The following is a 19,528-nucleotide window of genomic DNA, read 5'->3' as shown; positions in this document are numbered from 1 at the left end:
GGCGGCAGCGAAGAGACAGGATGATATGAGCGATTTTTGGGTGTTTGGCTACGGGTCATTGATGTGGAACCCGGGATTTGACCACTTGCATGCCGAACCTGCCCTTCTGCACGGCGCCCATCGGTCCTTATGCGTTTATTCGTGGGTCCACCGGGGCACTGAAGCCCGGCCTGGGCTTGTCTTCGGACTCGACAATGGCGGCACCTGTCGGGGCATGGCCTATCAGGTCGCAACGGAGAACTGGCCGACAACGCTCGAATACCTTCGCGCCCGCGAGCAAACGACCATGGTCTACAAGGAGCACTGGCACAACATCTCTCTGGACAGTGGCCGGAAGGTGGAAGCCCTGGTTTACATGGTCGATCATGGCCATCCGCAATATGCAGGTGCCTTGCCCCTGGAGAAACAGCTCGAAATCGTCAACGGCGCCGTCGGGAAATCCGGACCGAACCCGGAGTACGTCATCAACACGGCGGCTCACCTCGATGAGATGCAGATCACCGATACCGGGCTGACTTGGCTCGCCGAACAGTTAAAAACTGTCACGAAACGTTAGGGTCAGGCACCTGTCGAGGCTGGAATGTTTTTCAAAACCGGCGACGGGTTATCGGCGGAGCGGGCTTCCTCGATCAGGCGATTGCTGGCGGTTTCGATCTTTTCGATCATTGTGTCGTAGAGCTCTTGCGCTTCCAAACCCGGCAGGATTGGCGGCAAGATCTCGACAATGACCGTTCCAGGGTGAACCATGAAGGATGCCCGCGGCCAATAAACGCCCGCGTTATGCGCGATAGGGACAACAGGGCACTCCAGGTTCTTGTAAAGATGCGCAATCCCGAACTTGTATTTGGGCTCCGCACCGGCGGGACGGCGCGTGCCTTCCGGGAAAATCAGAATCTGGCGTTTATCTGCAATCTTTTCCTTCGCGGCTTCCATCATAGCAGCGAGTGCTTCGGAGCGTTTGCCGCGATTGATCGGGATCTGATCGAACTTCATTGTGTACCAGCCGAAGAAAGGCAGCCAGTTGAGTTCACGCTTCAGGATGAATGCCGGCCTTGGAAACAACGGAATAAGACCCACGGTTTCCCATGCGGACTGGTGTTTCATCGCCGCGATGTAACCAACACTCGGCAGGTTTTCCCGGCCGCGGATCTCCACATTGAGTCCCGCCACATATTTCATCAGAAGGATCAACGATTTGGACCAGACATGCGGGATCCACCAGCCCCATTTGCGGGGCAACAGGAGAACCGGCAGATACAACAGCATCTGAATCAGCGTGACTGAGTAGAACAGGATCTGAAAAACCGTTGAGCGCAGTACGAGCATGGGACCTGTGAAGCTTGTAAGGATCAACCGCCGCTGAAACGCCGCAGGTTAAGAGCTCAGCTCATGCTGCGCACGGCAATTCGAAGTCGTGCGACGGTATACTTCACATATTCACGGATGAGAAGACGGATCGTGGCGGGCTTTGTGTGCCAGGCCTCAAGTTGAAGGTCCTTGGCAAAGACCGGGTAGCCGATCAGCGTCACATCAGGCAGCGCACCCGACAGTTCTGCAGTTGCGCGCGGCAAATGATACGCGCTTGTGACCACAAGGAGAGAATCGAACCCGTTCTTGCGAACCCAGTTTGCAGTCTCGGTCGCGTTGCCAGCCGTGTTCAAGGCAACCCGGTCCAACTCCACGCTGCCTTCTTCCAGCGGTTTCGCAGATGCGGTGACGACAGCAATCTGTTTGCGTGTTGTTCCAGGATGCACGCCCGAAATGAGCAGGCGCCCGGCATGGCCTTCTTCCAGCAATCGGACGGCCTCGCTGACACGTTCCTGACCACCGGTCAGAACCACGATCGCATCAGCTTGCGGGCTCAAAGGAACGGTTGCCGTTGAGACCCTGTTGGCAAAGTTCGCAAATTGGATCGTTGTTCCAACGACGAAAACGGTGACACACGCCACAAGAAACGTTCGCAGAGCGAATCGCCGTTTTTCCCGTGCATCTTCCGTCACAGAGGCGCAAGAAGCGGAACTCCCCGGCGCATGTCCGCCAGGGTCGAGCCGGGTGACCGGCAGGGTTGTCCCATTTTTGCCACCCGCATCAATCGCGGGATCTGCCTGTGTCATAAGAAGACCGTAGAAGATGATTCGGCCAATTTCGCGGCATTTTCACGCAAAAATCAATCCACTTTCGCCAAATGTGCCTTCACCGCGAGGCCGGATGTCAATGCCGTCAACACGGCGACCAGAAACACCACACCAAAGACGCCAAAGTAGCCCGGCAAACTTACAGATACTGTTCCAAATAGGGCGGAGAGCTGGTCGGAACCAGCCTGTCCAGTTCCTTGGCGGGTCATCATATCCAAAAGCACAAAGCAAACGATCGACGCCAGGCCGCCCGAAACGCCACCTTTCAGGCCCAGCACAAGGAAGTGCCGCTGGAATTCCCGCGCAATGAAGGTGTCTTCCGCGCCGACAAAATGGAGCACGGAGACCACGTCCTTGTTTCCGGCCATCGCTGCTTGTGTTGCAAAGACAACACTGAGGACCATGGATCCCAACACGAGCAGCATGATCGCAAAGCCGCCAGCAACGACCGTTCCAGCCATCGCAGACAACCTGGATGTCCAGACCGAATGGTCATCCACGCTCGCGCCCGTCACATTCTGCCGGATGGTCGCCCGGAGTTGCTTAAGATTCAAAAGGGATGGATCTGCAATGGTGATCTGAATAAGCCGCGGCACCGGCAAGCCGTCGAGCTGCAGACCATCGCCAAGCCACGGCTCCAAGAGTGCCTTTGTTTCGGAATCTGAAAGCGCGCGCACGCTATCAATTCCGGAGAACTCTTGTGCAAGCGCAACAGCCTTGTCGATCTCGCGCAGCATATCGACGCCTTCTGTCGGGCGGATCTGGATCGTGATCTCGCGCACGAGGTCGTTTTGCCACGCGTCGGCGGCATCCCAGACGATCGATACTGCGCCAACTGTCAGACAGGCGAGGAAACTCATGATCGCAACAACGAGTGTGAGTGCGCGCCCTGCCACCGACTGCGGTGGTACAATCGCTGCGGAGGGGCGGAGTTTTGCAGCATCCCCTTTGGGGGCCGATTTCGATTTCGGCGCGGGCTTACGGGCAGGTTTCTTGGGCCGGCCCGTCTTCCGCTGCGGCCGGACTGAGATTTCCGGAGCTTTTTTGCCGTCTTGTTTTTTAGACCCTGCCATTGCCAGCCTAATCGAAAATGGTAAGGCGACCCTCGGCAAGGACCATCCGCCGAGCATCCACCTGTTCCAAGAGTGCAATATCATGCGTTGCAATGACAACGGACGTTCCAAGTTTGTTGAGTTCGATAAAAAGGCGCAATAGACGCCGGGCAAGAGGCGGGTCAACGTTGCCGGTCGGCTCATCGGCCAACAGAACTTCCGGACGGGTGATCAAGGCGCGGGCAATCGCGGCGCGCTGCTTCTCCCCGCCGGACAAGACTGGCGGTAATACATGCATTCTGTCGCCAAGCCCAACCCATTTTAGAAGGTCGATCACATCGGAGCGATATTCAGCTTCATCCTTCCCGGCAACCCGAAGCGGCAAGGCTACGTTTTCGTAAGTCGTCAGATGGTCCAGCAAACGGAAGTCCTGAAACACCACCCCAACCTTGCGCCGGAGGGCTGGCAGTTCCTGCTTGCTGATCACACTCATGTCGCGGCCAAACACGTTGATCAGCCCGCGCGTCGGGCGCAAGGACATGAACAGCAGCCGGATCAAGCTGGTTTTTCCGGCACCTGACGGCCCGGTCAGAAACTGAAAGGATTGCGGCTCGATCTGAAATGTGAGGTCCTGCAGGATCTCCGGACCCATGCCATATCTTAATCCGACATTTTCGAAACGGATCACGCCCGCGACTCCTGTTGATGGGCTGCACGCTAACCGCGCGCCGTTAACGAAGCATTAAACATATAAAGGTCCACTATGCGGTGGAAAGTCCGTGATCGAACGCACTGGCCGTTGTCCAATATTTCATGCCGGAATCCACGCTGATCGATTACACTGTGACACAGTTTGAAGATGCCATGGCGAAAGGTCTTCTCAGATGAAGATCACCTGTCCGGACTGCAATACCTCCTATGGAATTAAACCTGAAGCCCTTGGGCCAGAAGGTCGCAGTGTGAAATGCGCCAAGTGCGGCAACCGGTGGTTCGTTTCTCCCAAAGATGAAGACAAGGACACGGCCGCATTCGAAGCGGATGCCGCGGAAGACGATAGCCCGGGCAAGCCGGCGGCTGACAACAAAACAGACACCGCCAAGGATGAAGAAGATTGGGCAGCCGATGCGGATGCTGGCGTAGACGATCAGGATGACTTTGCCGCAGAGGACGACCCAGGGCCGGTTGCGGACGTCAAGCCACCGAAAAAGGACACATCGCCGTCCAAGGCTGAACCCAGCTCTCAAAAATCAGCCGCAGAAGCAGCACCAGACGCCGATCCCAAATCCGCAGATATCGAGACACTGGCAAAGCGGCCCAAGATCATAGTCAATCCGGACAAGTTCCGGACAAACAGAATTGGCGCAATCATTGATTGGCTCTTGCGGCGGAACTACCGCCGTATTGGGGGCGTATTGCTGCTCGGCGGAGCGCTTGCCATGACTGTAATGCTGGTTTTGATGCGCGATACGTTGGTCAAACAATCCCCGGACCTTGCGAGCCTGTACAGCATGGTCGGCCTGGATGTGAACTTGCGCGGATTGGAATTCAGAAATCTCAGAACATTTATGGAAGTAGAAGACGGGCGGCGTGTTCTTGTAGTAGAAGGCTCCATTCGAAACCTACAGAAAGAAAGAAACAGCGTCCCCGCGGTCCGGTTGTCCATACGAAGCGCAGACTTTCAGGAAGTTTATGCCTGGACCGTCGAACCCCGAACCAAAAACCTGAACGCCCTTGATGAAACCCGGTTCAGAACCATTTTGGCGGATCCGCCGGACGGTGCTTCCGACATTCAGGTGCGGTTCGTAGATCGCGACCAGCGCAATATTGTTCTCGAGTGACCATGACAGCCAACATTTTCACGCTTTATGACGAAGACACCATTGCAGAGCGGGTCGCCTCGCTCGCGGGGGAGATCACCAAAGCCGATCCGGACCGCTTGCTGGTGGTCGCCGTTTTGAAGGGAAGTTTTATCTTCGCGGCCGATTTGGTGCGCGCGATGCACCGTGTGGGTCTTGAACCGGAGATGGAGTTCATCCATCTATCTTCTTATGGAGCTGGCACCGAAAGCCAGGACATCCGTATATTGCGCGATGTCGAAAGTGACGTTAACGGCCGGGACATAATTCTCGTGGATGATATCCTAGAATCCGGTCGGACACTGGCGTTTGCGAAAGATCGATTGATCAATCGGGGCGCCAAATCGGTACAGATCGCAGCCTTGCTGGACAAGCCTGAGCGCCGCAAAGCTGCCATATCTGCTGATTACGTTGGCTTTACCTGTCCTGATAAGTTTGTCGTCGGATACGGTATGGATATGGGGCACGCCTGGAGGCAATTGCCCTTCATTGGTTACGTGATTCCGCCAGAGGCGGAGGCAACGGACGGCAAGACGGGAGAGTGAGCATGGCTCGCATTCTTCTTACAGAAGATGATGAAGCAGTGCGCAGCTTCGTGAAAAGAGCGCTGGAACTCGACGGCCACACTGTGGACCCGGCAGAGGACGGCGGCGAAGCTGTGGAGATCCTGACCAGAGAAAAGGGCAGCTACGACCTGCTCCTTTCCGACATTAAAATGCCTGTGATGGACGGGATCGCATTGGCGCTTCACACCGCGCGAGACTACCCAAACCTTCCAATTCTCCTGATGACAGGCTTTGCGGACCAGCGGGAGCGGGCCAGTGGCCTCGATGCTCTCGTGCATGACGTGGTCACAAAGCCGTTTTCTCTTGCAGATATTCGCGCTGCGGTTCGTGGTGCAATCTCCGGTGTGCAGCCACAGGCGAACCGCCGTTACGCCTAAACTGTCGCAGCAGTAATCGAATAAAAAACCTCGCCAGGAGCGGGGTTTTTTGTGCCTTACTTTATACCGAACTCAAATCAGTACCGCTTCAGCAGACGCTCAAGGTAATCCAGCTCAAGCTGCGGGCGGGACGGATCTGAGAACCGGCGGCGCAGTTCTTCGAGAATCCGGCGAGCCCGCTGAACATCAATCTCGTCAGGGATCTGAACCCGGTTGTTGAAGTCAGGACCCTCGGTCCGGCGCGGACGGCCGAGCGGATCTTCGTCCATCGGCGACGGTCCGCTTGGATTTCCAGCGCCTTCGCCCTGGCCCATCATTTGTTCGGTCATGCCTTGCGCGCCGCGCCGCAAAGCATCCAGCGCATCACCCTGCTGACCGAGCGCTTGTTGTCCCTGACCTTCGCCGAGCGACTCCTGGGCTTGTCCCATGGATTCACCTGCCTCACCGAGCGCCTGGTTCTGACCCATGCCATTCTGGTTCATCTGCTCCATGAGTTCCTGGAGCTTTTGAGCCAATTCGCCCTGGCCCTGCTGAAGCTGATCTAGCATCTGCTGTAGTTGCTCTTGCGTGAGCTGTTGCTGCTGCCCTTGTTGTTGCTGACCCTGCTGACCGGGCTGGCGCTCACCCTGATGCTGTTGCTGCTGGTCTTGATTGAACTGATGGGTGTCATCCATGAGCTGCTGCTGGCGTTGGATCATCTCGCCAAGCTCATTGAGCATCTCCATCATTTCGCTGGACATGTTATTTGGCATCATCTGCGGCCGACCGGCCTGCAGATTTTCCAGCATTTGCTGCATCTGCGCCAAGAGTTCACGGGCAGCATCCCGTGACCCGGTGCGGGCGAGTTCTTCAATGCGGTCCAGCATCTCGCTCAAGTCCTGCTGGCTGAGGGACTGCTGGTCACCGTTGAAGGGCTGCATGGCCTGCGGATTGCGCTGCATTTGTTCGGCGAGCGCTTGCATATACTCGCTCAGCGCCTGACGCAGTTCCTGGGTAAGCCGCGCGATTTCCTCGTCACTCGCCCCTTCTTCCAACGCCTTGCGCAACGCTTCCTGTGCCTCGCGCAGCTTCCGCTCTGCCATCGAAAGATCGCCGTCCTCGATCGAAAGCGCCAGATCCCACAACAACGGCAGAAGCGTTTTGAGCTCTTCGTCCGTATTCGCCTTGATCAATTGGCGATAGGCGAAGTCCATTCCGAGATAAGTGCGCGCCTGGACGTCGAAGACATCCGGGGCCAGCATCAAGGCGTCAAACGACGTGATAACCGTTGGATGATTTTGCGCATCCAGAGCCAGATTGCGCCGCTGTTCTACAACTGCACGTGCAAGCGGTTTGCTGAACCGGCGTTGCGGCAACGTGATCCGGTAGTGTGGTGAGATGCCTTCTTGTCCAGCCTGATCACGCGCCAGGAGGTTCAAATCCACTTCAGACCCGGCCCAGGGGTGAGATGTCAGATCCCGGATTGTTTCGCCTGTTTTCGCGGTCCCAGCCTGCGGAGGCAGGGACAGCGGAAAAATAGGGGCATCCACCAACGGGCGCGGCACATGACCGTCAGCCCGGTTGGGATCCGGCAACGGCGTGATACGGGCTTCGGCCGAAACGACGCCGTAGTCGTCATTGACGAGATAAGAAAACTTCAGCGCCCCGCTCAACTGCTCTTCCGGGTCGTCCGTCAGGCGGATGACCGGAGCATCATCCGGGCGGACGGCAAAGACAAAGGTGAGGAACGGATCGTTACCAGACTTCAGATCGACAATACCGGTCGTCTCAAGCGTCAACCGGCGTTCTTCTGGAAGCAGCATCCCCGCCTGCGCGCTCGACTGAGGCCCATCGGTTGCGGGATTAATGACTTCGGGTTCCCCCTCAGCCCCTTCCGAGAAGGTCATTACAAGCTCTTTCGCACCTTGTGTGCGAACAACGAGAACAGAGCCTTCCGGGACCGAGATAGGGGCGCCCGGATCTCTCAACTGCGCGCTTTCACCGGTTAAATAGATTGGTGGCTCGCTGGTATAGAGCGGCGGCGTCACCCAGGCATCAAGGCGGCTGGGCGGTTCAACGGTCGTAAACGGATTGCGGAACGCAGACCCCAAGCGCTCATTCAATTGCGGCCCGGCTGCAAAAAAGCCGATCAGGACAAGGCACACCGCGACAACGCGAATGGCGAGAGGGTCACGGCGGTAGGCTTTGGGCTGCGGGCCTTTGGAGCGGATGTCGGCCAGCGCCTGTGCCGTGCGCCGCTGATGCAGCATCCAGATTGCTTCACTTTGGCGATCGCCGGCACCGACTGACAGTTCATCCTCAAGTGTGGTCAGCGGTCGGTGACCATATTCAGAGGATTGTTCAACCCGGGTCAAAGCTTCGCCGCGGGTCGGCCAGGAGATCTTGAACAGATCACGGGACACCCAAATGGCGGCCCCCAGGAACAGGACAACACCAATCGGCCCCATCCAGACCGGCAGGACCAGCCATAGTCCAAGCCAAGAGACACCGACAAACAAAACAACGACGATCAACAGAGGGAACAGGGCCCGCCAGCAACGCTCGGCAAACAGCGCCCATGTGCTGTGCCGAACAAGACGGTTCAGCCGTGACCGGATCAGGGCAGGCCAGCCAGCATGTTCCACGGACTCGTTCCGGATCGGATCCGGCTTGTCGTCATTGGTGTGCAAAGGCACCTCCAGATGCTCACAGAAGCAAGGCCGCCGGATAGCGTCCTGCTGCTCCTAGCTTTTGTCCACCCTTATAAGAGTGAGGCATCAGGGGCGCTCCGGCAAGTTGCTGAAACAACTAATTGCCGGAGAATTATGTCAAGAAATCTTGAGCCAATCGGGAATTTTGTCGAGGTCGAGCAGTTCTTCGTAGCTCGGCCGCGGACGGATGACCGCGAATTGATCAGCGTTTACGAGCACTTCCGGCACCAAAAGGCGTGAATTGTATGTGCTCGACTGCACCGATCCGTAAGCCCCTGCAGAATAAACAGCCAGCATGTCACCGGCATTTACCTTGGGCATATCCCGGTTCTGGGCCAAAAAATCACCGGTTTCACAGACCGGACCGACAACATCTGCCGTGAATCGTTCAGCATTCACATCCGGCTCTGAAACCGGGCGAACCTCGTGATAGGCTTCGTAAAGGGTCGGCCGGATTAGGTCATTCATGCCCGCATCGACAATAACGAAGTTCTTGTCGGCACCTTCCTTCACATAGATGACCTGCGTGACAAGGATCCCGGCATTGCCCGCGATCATACGGCCCGGCTCAAACATCACCTTGCAGTCAAGTTCGCGGACGTGCTTCTTCACGACTTCCGCATAGGCATCCGGATGCGGTGGTGGGTCGTTGTCGGTGACATATGGAATGCCCAATCCGCCACCAAGATCGACATGGTCGATGGCATGGCCCTGGCCACGCAGATCCGTGATCAACTCGCCCAAACGCGCAAAAGCGCTGTCAAATGGCTCAAGCTCGGTGATCTGCGAACCGATGTGCATGTCGATGCCGGTGACCTTCAGGCCCGGCAGGCTTGCAGCAGTTGCGTAAACCTCGCGGGCGCGCTGCCATGGGATGCCGAATTTGTTTTCCGCCTTGCCGGTCGCAATCTTCGCGTGGGTCTTTGCATCCACATCGGGGTTGATGCGCATGGAGACCCGGGCTGTCTTGCCCATCTGGGTCGCGACGCGGGAGAGCTGATGCAGTTCAGGCTCGGATTCCACGTTGAAACAGAGGATGTCCTCGGTCAGCGCATAGGCCTGCTCGGTTTCCGTCTTACCGACGCCTGAGAACACGATCTTGTTCGCCGGAACACCTGCTGCCCGCGCCCTGCGCAGTTCACCTTCCGATACAACGTCCATTCCTGCGCCCAATTGGGCCAGTGTTGCCAGAACCGCCTGATTGGAGTTGGCTTTCATCGCATAGCAGACGAGCGACGGGATGTCGGCAAAGGCAGACGAAAACACCTCATAGTGCCGGGTCAGTGTCGCCGTCGAATAGACGTAGAACGGCGTTCCGACTTCCCTGGCGATTTCCTCGATGGCCACGTCCTCTGCGAACAGGGCACCGCCTTTATAATCAAAATGATGCAAGGGTTTTACTCATGCAGAATTGTGTTCACTTAGTGCCTGTGATGACTGTCAATTGCCGATCAACGGATCGAGAATAAAGCCACCAGAGCTTACCGTTGGTGCCGGTTGTTCAGGCGTATAAATGCCTTGTGTTTCGGCTTGAACCTCTGCTGCGCTCGGCTGCGCAGCGGCCGTGGGCGTGTCCAAGGCCGCCTTTCGTCCGCAACCGGTGAGCAGCAGACCAAGACATAGTCCTGTCATCGCGAAAGTCATCATGCGGCGCGTGGTCACCATTACAGCCCTTTTGGCGGAGAGTTCCTATTGCTTTCTCCTCGCATGACAGACCCGATTGGGCAAGACCAGTCTTGGCTGTCATGGGGCAAATGGAGAGAGGGTTCAGCCCTTGGCCAGCTCTTTCAGCCAGCGGCGCGCCTGTTTGCGCACATTCACCGGCGATGTGCCGCCATAGCTCACCCGGCTGCGAACCGACTTGTCGACCGACAGTACCGAAAAGACCTCTTGGGTGATCTTCGGTTCAACACCCTGCATCTCTTCCAGAGAAACCTTATGCAGTTCAATACCTTTGCTGACCGCAATCGCAACAATTGCACCGGTCACGTGGTGGGCGTCCCGGAATGGCAGGCCCAGAACCCGCACGAGCCAGTCCGCCAGATCGGTTGCCGTGGAATAACCGGAGCCGGCCGCCTTTTTCATGGCCTTCGTGACTGGTTCCAGATCGCGCATCATGCCGGTCATGGCCGCCAGAGCGAGGGAGATGCTGGCAAGCCCGTCAAAAGCCTGTTCCTTGTCTTCCTGCATGTCCTTGGAATAAGCCAACGGAAGACCCTTCATCATAACGAGAAGCGCCTGCAATGACCCATAGATCCGGCCGGTCTTGGCGCGCACCAGTTCGGCGGCATCCGGGTTCTTCTTCTGCGGCATGATCGAAGAGCCGGTCGAGAACTTGTCAGACAGCTTCACAAAGCCGAACTGAGCCGAGCACCAAACAACAATTTCTTCCGCCAGCCGGGACAGATGCATGGCTGTGAGGGACGCGGCACCCAACGCTTCAATGACAAAGTCCCGATCGGAAACAGCATCAAGCGAGTTTGCGGTCGGACGATCGAAACCAAGCGCTTCTGCCGTCATTTTCCGGTCAATCGGAAAGGACGTTCCAGCAAGAGCAGCAGACCCGAGAGGGCATTCGTTCATGCGCTTGCGCGCATCCCGGACACGGCCACGATCCCTGGCAAACATCTCGACATAAGCCAGCAGATGATGACCAAAAGTGACCGGCTGAGCAGATTGCAGGTGCGTGAACCCGGGCATGACGTCAGCGGCGTGGATATCCGCCTTTTCGGCCAAAACCTGCATCAGTTCCGTCAGCTGAGCGTCCAGCGTGTCAAGCGTGTCGCGGACCCAAAGCCGGAAATCGGTGGCAACCTGGTCGTTGCGCGAGCGTGCCGTGTGCAAACGGCCGGCCGCCGGACCGATCAGCTCCGCCAAACGAGCTTCAATATTCATATGAATATCTTCCAAGCCCCGCGAAAACTTGAACGCGCCGTTTTCGATCTCTGACAGGATTGTGTCTAGACCTTGAACGATCTTGTCGGCATCGTCCCGCGTCACAATGTCTTTTTCCGCGAGCATGCGCACATGGGCTTTTGAGCCATCAATGTCTTGCTTATATAGCTTCTTGTCGTAGTCGATGGAGGCGTTGATTTCCTCCATGATGGCGTCCGGTCCCTCAGCGAACCGGCCTCCCCACATGCGATTGCTCATGTCCTGTCCTTTGAAAGGCGCCCCTTGCGAGGTGTGAACGAATGACGAAGCCAACCGAACCTGCCAAGTCCTCCAATCGGAAACTCTATGCCGCCGGGCTCGCAGGTGCAGTGGCTGCTGTAGCGGCTCTATACGTGATCAACGGCCAAAATGGCAATATTGGCAGCGGCGAAAGCTGTTCGGCCGCCCTTGTTTCTGCAGAAGCGGTGGCCCCGCATGCCAAGGGAGAGGTCGCGGCCTTCCTTCCGGCCAGTCAGCCGCTGGACCTCAGCAACCTGACGTTCCTGGGCCCGGATGACCAGCCCATCACGATGGCGGACTTCGAGGGCCGGACTGTGCTCATGAACCTATGGGCCACATGGTGTGCACCTTGCCGTAAGGAAATGCCCGCCTTGGATGAGCTGCAGGCCGAGCTCGGTAACGCAGATTTTGAAGTGGTGGCGGTCAATCTTGACCGCGGCGGTCCTGAAAAACCAAAAGCGTTTTTGGAAGAAATCGGGGTCGGCAACCTGGCCTACTACCACGATGCCAAGAATGGTCTTTTAAAAGACTTGCGGAAAGTCGCCCGTGCCACGGGGCTTCCAACAACAATCCTCATCAGCTCGGACGGCTGCGAGGTTGGAACCATGTACGGTCCGGCGGAATGGGCCTCCGGCGAGGCCAAGGCCTTGATCAATGCGTCCATGACAAAACCGGAGGCGTGATCCGCCACCGGTCTGACCAAATGATCATATTGGCGGGAGGTGGATCCCGCCTGTTTCTTCAAACTGTGATGTCGACAGCTTCGCCGAGTCCTGGAATCTGCCGCTGTTCACGGCGGTCCTGCTCGTCCGTTGCCTGTGACTCTTCCAACTGCTGCGCAACCTGACGCTCTTGTTCGTTCTGATCACGAACAGCGTTGGTTGCCAATTCACTGCGGACAGCGGCAGCGCTGTAGGCTGCAGATGAAGAGGTGCTGTCTGATACACTCGCCATATCGGATCTCCTTTGGCGTTGTATGGGCGAACGCTCTGCGTTCTAAACTGTTATGTCCACAACATCGCCGACCCCTGGGCCGGCATCTGTCTGTGCGCGCTGCTCGATTTGTTCAGCGACCCGGGCAAGACTTTCGGCCCGGTTTGAACTGAAATCCGCCTGCCGCTGCACTGTCTCTGCGACAACTGCAGACTGCCGCGCGTTGATTTGTTGTGCCTGCTGCGCAAGCTGGTCGCCTCTCGGCACAGCCAGCGAAGGCTGGAATGCCGGGGACGCCCCATATCCAATTCCTTCTGGCATGACGGCACCGTTCGTTACGTAAAACACAACAGCTCATATTGTGCCGAAGTCAGAGAAAATAAAGTAAATACAATAAGTTACTTGGCATGAGGCCTTATGAAAGCCTACTAAAGCCAAGACAAGTTGATTAAAATTTTAGTTATCAGATTTAAGCAACTGACTTGATTTGCATTTATCAGATGCGGTGCTTGCCGACACGTGTCAGGAAATAAGGAACTCAAGAACCGCCACCGGCATGGTTCCGGTTCCGAATGGGTAGTTTCTTCAAAAATGTTAAGAAATGACCGCTGACACGCAGACAGGGCTGCACAGTTCTACGACAAAGCTGCAATGAAGAACTGATCAGGCGCTGACGTCCACCTGGGTTCCAAGACCCGGGGGCGGGGCAGCGGCCTGAAGGCTCTCAGCGCCCTGCTGGAGAAGTGCCACAAGATTGGCGTCTTGCTGGGCTGCCATCTTCATCATCTCAGCCTGAAGCGCCTGGCCGGTTTGGGCCTGGGTCATGGCTACAAATGTGTTGGCGATCCCAACGCTGTCCATCTCGGTCTCCTAGTGATTGGCAAACACTAACCGCGCCGCCTTAAACACACGTTAACAAAAACTTACGGCATTTTTTCCGAGTTTAATTTTTAGAAAGCGCCTTGCGCTGCACTTTGCCCGAAGGTGTGCGCGGCAGTTCAGAAATGATCCGGTAAACCTTTGGACGTTTATAGTCCGCCAATCGGTCGACCGCAAAAGCAGCAAGATCGGTTTCATCGAAACTGTCCGGGTCCGCGGGAACAACAAAAGCGGTGATCAAGTCGACCCCGGACCGGGAGGAAACCGTTGTTACAGCAACTTCAGAAACTGCCGGATGCGCGACCAAGGTGCGTTCCACTTCTTCCGGCGCAACGCGATAGCCAAACGCATTCATGAGGTCGTCGGCCCGGCCCTCATACCAGTAGTAGCCCTCTGCATCGGCGCGCGCCCGGTCACCCGTCAGAAACCAATCGCCTCGGAAAGCGGCTTGTGTTTCCTCTGGCCGGTTCCAGTACCCGAGCATCAAACCGGGCTCGTCCCGATGAACCGCCAAAAGACCGGCCGTATCCGGCCTCGCAAACTTGTCACCTTCTGCAGTTTCATCGAGGATCGCAACCTTCCGGCCGCTCTGAGGCCGCCCGGGCGAACCAGGCTTCACTGGCACGGTTGGGCTGCTGGAGAGGTAGGTGGAGATTTCGCTCATGCCCAGCGCTTCATAAAGCTCGCGTCCGGTGCGCGCCCTCCAAGTGTGATAGAGCTCTGCAGGAAGAGCTTCTCCAGCGGTCAACCCGTGACGCAAGTTTGGAAAAGATCCTTCTGAAACCTCACCGTACTTCAGGATCCGCCGATAAAGGCTAGGCACCGCCGCAAATAAAGTCGCATTGCTCGCAGTCAGAATTTCGGGCCAGATCTGAGGATCGCGCGGGCCGTCATAAACGACACTCGTCGCGCCATTGGCCCATGGATCCATCAGCCCAACACCGAGCGTGTAGGTCCAGTTGAAGGCACCGGCGTGGAGCAAGCGGTCATCAGCGTGAATGCCATACCAGCCCTGATACATCGGCGCCCGGGCAGCAGCAGCCCTTTGCGCGTGGAGGACACCTTTCGGAGTTCCACTGGTGCCTGACGTGTAGATTAGAAACGCGGGGTCATCAGCAGCGTTATTTTCAAATTCTCCGGGATCAGATTGTTTGAGCTGAGCGATCCGCTCGGGACCAATGACCCGCGCGGTCCCGGCCTGCGGCAACGCTGTTTTGCCGTCATGAACAACAACTGCAGCACCAGAGTCAGAGAGAATAGTGTCCGTTTCGGTGCTCGTGAGCAGCGCAGAGGTCGGAACCGGGACCAGGCCAGCTGCAATAGACCCGAAAAAGAGCAGCGGAAAGTCACTGGAGTGTCCGATACGCAAGAGAACGCGGTCGCCACGCTCAAAGCCCTCAAGCCTCAAGCCATTGGCAACCGAGAGGATTGATCGTGTCAGATCTGCGTAAGTCCAGATTTCCAGACGCTCGCCCGCAGTACCGATGACTTCCAAAGCGACCTTGTCCGGATCGGGACTGGCGTTGGTCAGACAATAGCGGGCGAGATTCACGGCGGTGGGACCGGTTAGCGTGTCGGAACCGGAACCTCGCCGCGGTAGTCGTAAAAACCGCGCTGTGTCTTGCGGCCAAGCCAGCCAGCTTCAACATATTTTACGAGAAGCGGACACGGACGGTACTTGGTGTCGGCAAGACCTTCATAGAGCACCTGCATGATCGACAAACAGGTGTCGAGACCGATGAAATCCGCCAGTTGCAGGGGGCCCATCGGATGGTTGGCACCAAGTTTCATAGCCTTGTCGATGGATTCAACGGAGCCGACGCCCTCATAAAGCGTGTAAATCGCCTCGTTGATCATCGGCAACAGGATACGGTTGACCATGAAAGCCGGGAAATCTTCAGCAACAGCAATCTGCTTGCCCAACCGTTTACAGAATTCTTTGGAAGCCTCAAACGTCTCGTCTTCAGTCGCGATGCCGCGAACCAGCTCCACCAGTTCCATGATCGGCACCGGATTCATGAAGTGAATGCCGATGAACCGCTCCGGACGGTCGGTTGTGGCAGCAAGCCGCGTGATGGAAATCGAGGATGTGTTGGTCGCCAGGATGGCTTCCGGCTTCAGGATCGGGCAGAGCTGAGAGAAGATCTTGCGCTTGACCTGTTCGTTTTCAACAGCCGATTCAATCACCAGATCCGCATCGCTCAGAAGATCTACATCTTCGGCAGGCTTCAAGCGGGCCAGAGCGCCCGTGCGCTCTTCTTCAGTGATGATCGACTTGGATACCTGACGGGCCATATTGCCGTTGATTGATGCCAGGCCGGATTCGATGCGCTCCATGGAAATGTCGCTCAATCCCACTTCGTAGCCAGCCAGCGCACACACATGTGCGATCCCGCTGCCCATCTGACCCGCGCCAATCACGCCGATTTTCTTGATTTCGACTGCCATCTGAATATCCGATCTGAATAAAATGCCCGACTGGGCTTATTGCCGTTATTTTTGGCAAGTCTTTCGCCGAACAGCAAGAACCCCGGGGCGAAAACTGATATTCACCCCGGGGTCCGTGATCAATTTGCCGCAGGTCTTATTCGACTGACGCCTTCAATTCCGGCAGAACGTCAAACAAGTCAGCTACCAGGCCGTAATCCGCGACCTGGAAGATCGGGGCTTCTTCGTCCTTGTTGATCGCAACGATCACCTTGGAATCCTTCATGCCGGCAAGGTGCTGGATCGCACCGGAGATGCCGCAGGCAATGTAAAGATCCGGAGCCACGACCTTACCGGTCTGACCGACCTGCCAGTCGTTCGGGGCATACCCGGCATCAACAGCCGCACGGGATGCACCAACCGCTGCGCCGAGGGCGTCGGCAACCGGCATGATGACTTCCTGGAACTTTTCTTCAGAGCCCAGCGCGCGACCACCAGAGATGATGATCTTGGCGGACGTCAGTTCCGGACGGTCAGACTTGGAAAGTTCCTCGCCAACGAATTCGGACAGGCCGGAGCCATCTGTGCCAGCAACGGTTTCGATGGCGGCAGAACCGCCTTCTTCAGCTGCTGCGAACGTGGATGTCCGCACGGTGATGACTTTTTTCGCATCGCCGGATTTCACAGTTTGGATCGCGTTGCCTGCGTAGATTGGGCGTTCGAAGGTCTCAGCGTCGATCACTGCAGTAACGTCAGAGATCTGCATGACGTCCAGCAGGGCTGCAACGCGCGGCAAGGTGTTTTTGCCGTTTGCGGTTGCCGGAGCAACGATCGCATCATAGTCACCAGCCAGGCCAACAATCAGGTCAGCCATCGGCTCGGCCAGCTGGTGCTCGAGTGCATCGCTTTCAGCAACCAGAACCTTGGCAGCGCCAGAGAGCTTCGCCGCAGCTTCAGCCACAGCCTGAACGCCTTTACCGGCGACCAGAACATGGACGTCGGAGCCCAGAGCCGCAGCAGCGGACATAGCCTTTGATGTCGCATCGTTCAGAGCGCCACCAGCGTGTTCAGCCACAAGAAGTGTTGTCATTTTCTTTCCTCCTGCGACGGTCCTTAAAGGACACCAGCTTCGTTCTTGAGTTTTTCGACCAGTTCGCTCACGGAGCCAACCTTGATACCAGCTTCACGAGCAGCCGGCTCAGCCGTGGTGACAACCGTCAGACGCGGCGTGATGTCGACGCCATAATCGTCCGGGGTCTTCTCGTCGATCGGCTTCTTTTTTGCCTTCATGATGTTCGGCAACGATGCATAGCGCGGCTCGTTAAGACGCAGATCGGTCGTAACGATTGCAGGCAGCTTCAGCTTGACTGTCTGTAGGCCGCCGTCGACTTCGCGGGTCACATCAACGGTGCTGTCACCAAGATCAACCTTGGATGCAAACGTGCCTTGGCTCCAGCCAAGAAGGGCGGAAAGCATTTGGCCGGTCTGGTTGCAGTCATCATCAATCGCCTGCTTGCCAACAATCACAAGGCCCGGCTCTTCGGCTTCAACAATGCCCTTCAGGATCTTGGCAACAGCCAGCGGCTCGGTTGTTTCGTCCGTTTTGACCAGAATGCCGCGGTCGGCACCCATGGCAAGACCGGTACGAAGTGTTTCGGTCGCCTGCTGCGGACCAACGGAAACAACAACAACTTCAGTCGCCTTGCCGGCTTCTTTCAGGCGCAGGGCTTCTTCCACGGAGATTTCGTCAAACGGGTTCATGGACATCTTGACGTTGGCAAGATCCACTCCGGAACCGTCCGCTTTTACGCGAACTTTCACGTTGTAATCGATGACCCGTTTCACGGGTACGAGGATTTTCATTTGGTCTCAACCTCTTGCTGGGCCGGCTTTCACCGCACCGCATTAAAGGGCTTGCGCCCGCCCTGTAACGCTTCGTCACAAACGGCGGAAACAAGCCAACCGTGGCGCATGGCGCGGGACGGTACTGACCTGCGCGGCACCTGTCAATGACAGCAAAAGGGCTAAAGGCGCAATTTGCCGTGCTTTGCAAAAGTTGCGTCGCAAACATGACATTGCGGCAGCGCGGCAAAATGCAGCAGGCGCAGGCAATCAGCGCCATGCAAGTGATTGGAAAAATCAGATCCCGTTGGTTTGTGGAGAGAAATTATCTGACACGGGCTCGGCAAAAACCGTGGTCCAGACACCATTTTCATCACGGCACGCAGTTCCGCGAATGGTCATATCCAGGCTCCCGAACCGGGTTTCCCTCAAGTACTGCCGGCACCAATGCCCGCTTTTGCTCTTGTAGGTCTTGATTGGCGTCAGGATTTCCGACCAGTCTCCATCCTGTCCGATCGCGACCGGTTCTCCACTGACCTTTGTTTCCAAGGCCTCCTGAACGGTCTGAGCAAGGGCAAGGCGTTCGGTCTCCATATGGACCGCAAGCGAGGCAACGACCTGATCCATCCGGGACTGCATCCAGAAATTCGTGACGGCAAACGTCCCGGCCACCAAAACAAGAGAGGCCGCCAGATACACGATGGCGCGGCTCCAGTGCCTGTCAGATCCGGCTTTCGGCACCCGGCGGTCGAATTCGCGTTCAATGACGCTCTCAATCCGCTTTATGGTGGCATCCGGAACAGACGGCGGCAACACCTCTTGAAGCAGCGCCTGATCTGCCGCCATTTGCTGCATCATTTCTGCGCTATCGGCGTCAGCCTGAAGACGGATCAGCAATTCATCCCGCGCTTCGGGCGGCATTTCATTGTCCAGGATCAGCCCGATATCTTGGGCCAAATCCACTTGGCTTTTCTTTTCATCAAACGTCATGACACCACCCCCGTAGATGCCGATTGCGATGCGCCATCCGGCGACTTTCTGGCTTCCAGCCAGTCTCTCAATTTCAACCGTGCGCGGGCCAACCGGCTTGTGACCGTGCCGATCGGGACCTGCAGCTCTTCGGCAACATCCTTGTAGCTGCGCCCATCTATGGCGATCATCATCAAGACCGTTCTGTTGTCGTCGTCCAACTGCTCGATAAACCGGCGAACCTGTTGCAATTCCAAGCTGGAAACTGCCGCCCGTTGGCCGTCAAACGTGTCGTCATAATCGAACATCGCTTTCTCAAACAGTCTTGCGCGGTTGGCCGTGTCCCGCTGCATGTTGAAATAAAGATTCTGCAGGATCCGGAACATCCAGCTGTCCAGACGGGTTGCCGGATCAAACTGATCCAGCGACCGAATGGCCCGCTCGCACGTTGTTTGCACCAGATCGTCTGCCTGATCCGGATTCCGGCATAGCCGCAGCGCGAAACTTCTCAGTTTCGGTATCAAGCGGATCATGTCCGCTTTCAGTGGTTCATCGGCCAAGAAGTTCTCCGCCACGCCTCTCTCAAACTCTACAACACGGGAGTTAGACTTTTGATCCCGGCTATTTT

The 19,528-nt window shown here is 56.8% G+C and carries 22 protein-coding genes; 5 read left to right on the top strand and 17 right to left on the bottom strand.

The features are described 5' to 3' along the window. The first annotated feature begins 25 nt into the window (after positions 1 to 25). On the top strand, positions 26 to 556 hold the full coding sequence (locus tag ACVDG4_RS20190; protein ID WP_447236429.1) for a gamma-glutamylcyclotransferase: 531 nt from the start codon (positions 26 to 28) through the stop codon (positions 554 to 556). Between the two features lie 2 nt (positions 557 to 558). Here the strand turns inward: ACVDG4_RS20190 and ACVDG4_RS20185 are convergent, their stop codons facing one another. The 4 genes from ACVDG4_RS20185 to ftsE are packed head-to-tail and all read right to left on the bottom strand — an operon-like array spanning position 559 to position 3,875. After that, positions 559 to 1,326 (bottom strand): lysophospholipid acyltransferase family protein, encoded by a 768-nt coding sequence (locus ACVDG4_RS20185; protein WP_306149209.1) that lies wholly within the window; start codon positions 1,324 to 1,326, stop codon positions 559 to 561. A gap of 56 nt (positions 1,327 to 1,382) precedes the next feature. Next, positions 1,383 to 2,114 (bottom strand): YdcF family protein, encoded by a 732-nt coding sequence (locus tag ACVDG4_RS20180; protein ID WP_306149207.1) that lies wholly within the window; start codon positions 2,112 to 2,114, stop codon positions 1,383 to 1,385. A 53-nt stretch (positions 2,115 to 2,167) separates the two neighbouring features. Further along, positions 2,168 to 3,208, bottom strand: a complete 1,041-nt coding sequence (locus ACVDG4_RS20175) for a cell division protein FtsX (protein ID WP_447236428.1) — start codon at positions 3,206 to 3,208, stop codon at positions 2,168 to 2,170. Positions 3,209 to 3,215: 7 nt separating this feature from the next. Continuing rightward, entirely contained in the window at positions 3,216 to 3,875 is a 660-nt protein-coding gene (gene ftsE / locus ACVDG4_RS20170; protein WP_133952781.1) for a cell division ATP-binding protein FtsE, read from the bottom strand. 196 nt (positions 3,876 to 4,071) lie between these two features. Between ftsE and ACVDG4_RS20165 the strand changes: the two genes are divergently transcribed. Genes ACVDG4_RS20165 through ACVDG4_RS20155 form a run of 3 tightly spaced genes read left to right on the top strand, consistent with a single transcriptional unit; the run spans position 4,072 to position 5,986 of the window. Further along, positions 4,072 to 5,025 carry a zinc-ribbon domain-containing protein gene (locus ACVDG4_RS20165; RefSeq protein WP_447236427.1) on the top strand — a complete coding sequence of 318 codons (954 nt, stop codon included), beginning with the start codon at positions 4,072 to 4,074 and terminating at the stop codon, positions 5,023 to 5,025. Between the two features lie 2 nt (positions 5,026 to 5,027). Beyond that, positions 5,028 to 5,588, top strand: coding sequence for a hypoxanthine phosphoribosyltransferase (gene hpt, locus ACVDG4_RS20160; protein WP_409686456.1), 561 nt, complete (start codon positions 5,028 to 5,030; stop codon positions 5,586 to 5,588). A gap of 2 nt (positions 5,589 to 5,590) precedes the next feature. Beyond that, positions 5,591 to 5,986 carry a response regulator gene (locus tag ACVDG4_RS20155; RefSeq protein WP_008196491.1) on the top strand — a complete coding sequence of 132 codons (396 nt, stop codon included), beginning with the start codon at positions 5,591 to 5,593 and terminating at the stop codon, positions 5,984 to 5,986. Between the two features lie 77 nt (positions 5,987 to 6,063). On the opposite strand, the gene ACVDG4_RS20150 is transcribed toward ACVDG4_RS20155, so the two are convergent. The 4 genes from ACVDG4_RS20150 to argH all read right to left on the bottom strand — a co-directional run bounded on the left by ACVDG4_RS20150 (position 6,064) and on the right by argH (position 11,829). Beyond that, complete coding sequence (locus ACVDG4_RS20150; RefSeq protein WP_447236426.1) at positions 6,064 to 8,661, bottom strand: TIGR02302 family protein; 2,598 nt, start codon at positions 8,659 to 8,661, stop codon at positions 6,064 to 6,066. A 132-nt stretch (positions 8,662 to 8,793) separates the two neighbouring features. Further along, positions 8,794 to 10,068 carry a diaminopimelate decarboxylase gene (gene lysA, locus ACVDG4_RS20145; RefSeq protein WP_447236425.1) on the bottom strand — a complete coding sequence of 425 codons (1,275 nt, stop codon included), beginning with the start codon at positions 10,066 to 10,068 and terminating at the stop codon, positions 8,794 to 8,796. 48 nt (positions 10,069 to 10,116) lie between these two features. Then, a complete protein-coding gene (locus ACVDG4_RS20140) occupies positions 10,117 to 10,341 on the bottom strand; it encodes a hypothetical protein (RefSeq protein WP_447236424.1) in 225 nt (74 codons plus the stop codon). 102 nt (positions 10,342 to 10,443) lie between these two features. Then, a complete protein-coding gene (gene argH / locus ACVDG4_RS20135; protein WP_447236423.1) occupies positions 10,444 to 11,829 on the bottom strand; it encodes an argininosuccinate lyase in 1,386 nt (461 codons plus the stop codon). A gap of 41 nt (positions 11,830 to 11,870) precedes the next feature. Between argH and tlpA the strand changes: the two genes are divergently transcribed. Then, positions 11,871 to 12,533, top strand: a complete 663-nt coding sequence (gene tlpA, locus ACVDG4_RS20130; RefSeq protein WP_447236422.1) for a thiol:disulfide interchange protein TlpA — start codon at positions 11,871 to 11,873, stop codon at positions 12,531 to 12,533. 58 nt (positions 12,534 to 12,591) lie between these two features. On the opposite strand, the gene ACVDG4_RS20125 is transcribed toward tlpA, so the two are convergent. From ACVDG4_RS20125 to ACVDG4_RS20085, 9 genes are all read right to left on the bottom strand, one after another. Continuing rightward, on the bottom strand, positions 12,592 to 12,804 hold the full coding sequence (locus tag ACVDG4_RS20125; protein ID WP_008196545.1) for a hypothetical protein: 213 nt from the start codon (positions 12,802 to 12,804) through the stop codon (positions 12,592 to 12,594). Positions 12,805 to 12,846: 42 nt separating this feature from the next. Continuing rightward, positions 12,847 to 13,104, bottom strand: coding sequence for a hypothetical protein (locus tag ACVDG4_RS20120; RefSeq protein ID WP_133952775.1), 258 nt, complete (start codon positions 13,102 to 13,104; stop codon positions 12,847 to 12,849). Between the two features lie 342 nt (positions 13,105 to 13,446). Then, on the bottom strand, positions 13,447 to 13,644 hold the full coding sequence (locus ACVDG4_RS20115; RefSeq protein WP_055673057.1) for a putative motility protein: 198 nt from the start codon (positions 13,642 to 13,644) through the stop codon (positions 13,447 to 13,449). A gap of 82 nt (positions 13,645 to 13,726) precedes the next feature. Then, on the bottom strand, positions 13,727 to 15,214 hold the full coding sequence (locus ACVDG4_RS20110) for an acetate--CoA ligase (RefSeq protein ID WP_447236421.1): 1,488 nt from the start codon (positions 15,212 to 15,214) through the stop codon (positions 13,727 to 13,729). Positions 15,215 to 15,228: 14 nt separating this feature from the next. After that, positions 15,229 to 16,110 carry a 3-hydroxybutyryl-CoA dehydrogenase gene (locus ACVDG4_RS20105; protein ID WP_447236420.1) on the bottom strand — a complete coding sequence of 294 codons (882 nt, stop codon included), beginning with the start codon at positions 16,108 to 16,110 and terminating at the stop codon, positions 15,229 to 15,231. A gap of 136 nt (positions 16,111 to 16,246) precedes the next feature. Then, entirely contained in the window at positions 16,247 to 17,179 is a 933-nt protein-coding gene (locus tag ACVDG4_RS20100; protein ID WP_133952772.1) for an electron transfer flavoprotein subunit alpha/FixB family protein, read from the bottom strand. Between the two features lie 23 nt (positions 17,180 to 17,202). After that, a complete protein-coding gene (locus ACVDG4_RS20095) occupies positions 17,203 to 17,952 on the bottom strand; it encodes an electron transfer flavoprotein subunit beta/FixA family protein (RefSeq protein WP_008197339.1) in 750 nt (249 codons plus the stop codon). A 276-nt stretch (positions 17,953 to 18,228) separates the two neighbouring features. After that, complete coding sequence (locus tag ACVDG4_RS20090; RefSeq protein ID WP_447236419.1) at positions 18,229 to 18,921, bottom strand: hypothetical protein; 693 nt, start codon at positions 18,919 to 18,921, stop codon at positions 18,229 to 18,231. Further along, positions 18,918 to 19,460 (bottom strand): RNA polymerase sigma factor, encoded by a 543-nt coding sequence (locus ACVDG4_RS20085; protein ID WP_209002679.1) that lies wholly within the window; start codon positions 19,458 to 19,460, stop codon positions 18,918 to 18,920. The genes ACVDG4_RS20090 and ACVDG4_RS20085 overlap by 4 nt, the downstream gene beginning before the upstream one ends. Between the last annotated feature and the right edge of the window lie 68 nt (positions 19,461 to 19,528).

Source organism: Roseibium sp. MB-4 (genome assembly GCF_053005265.1).
This window is presented reverse-complemented; position numbering and strand designations above follow the sequence as displayed.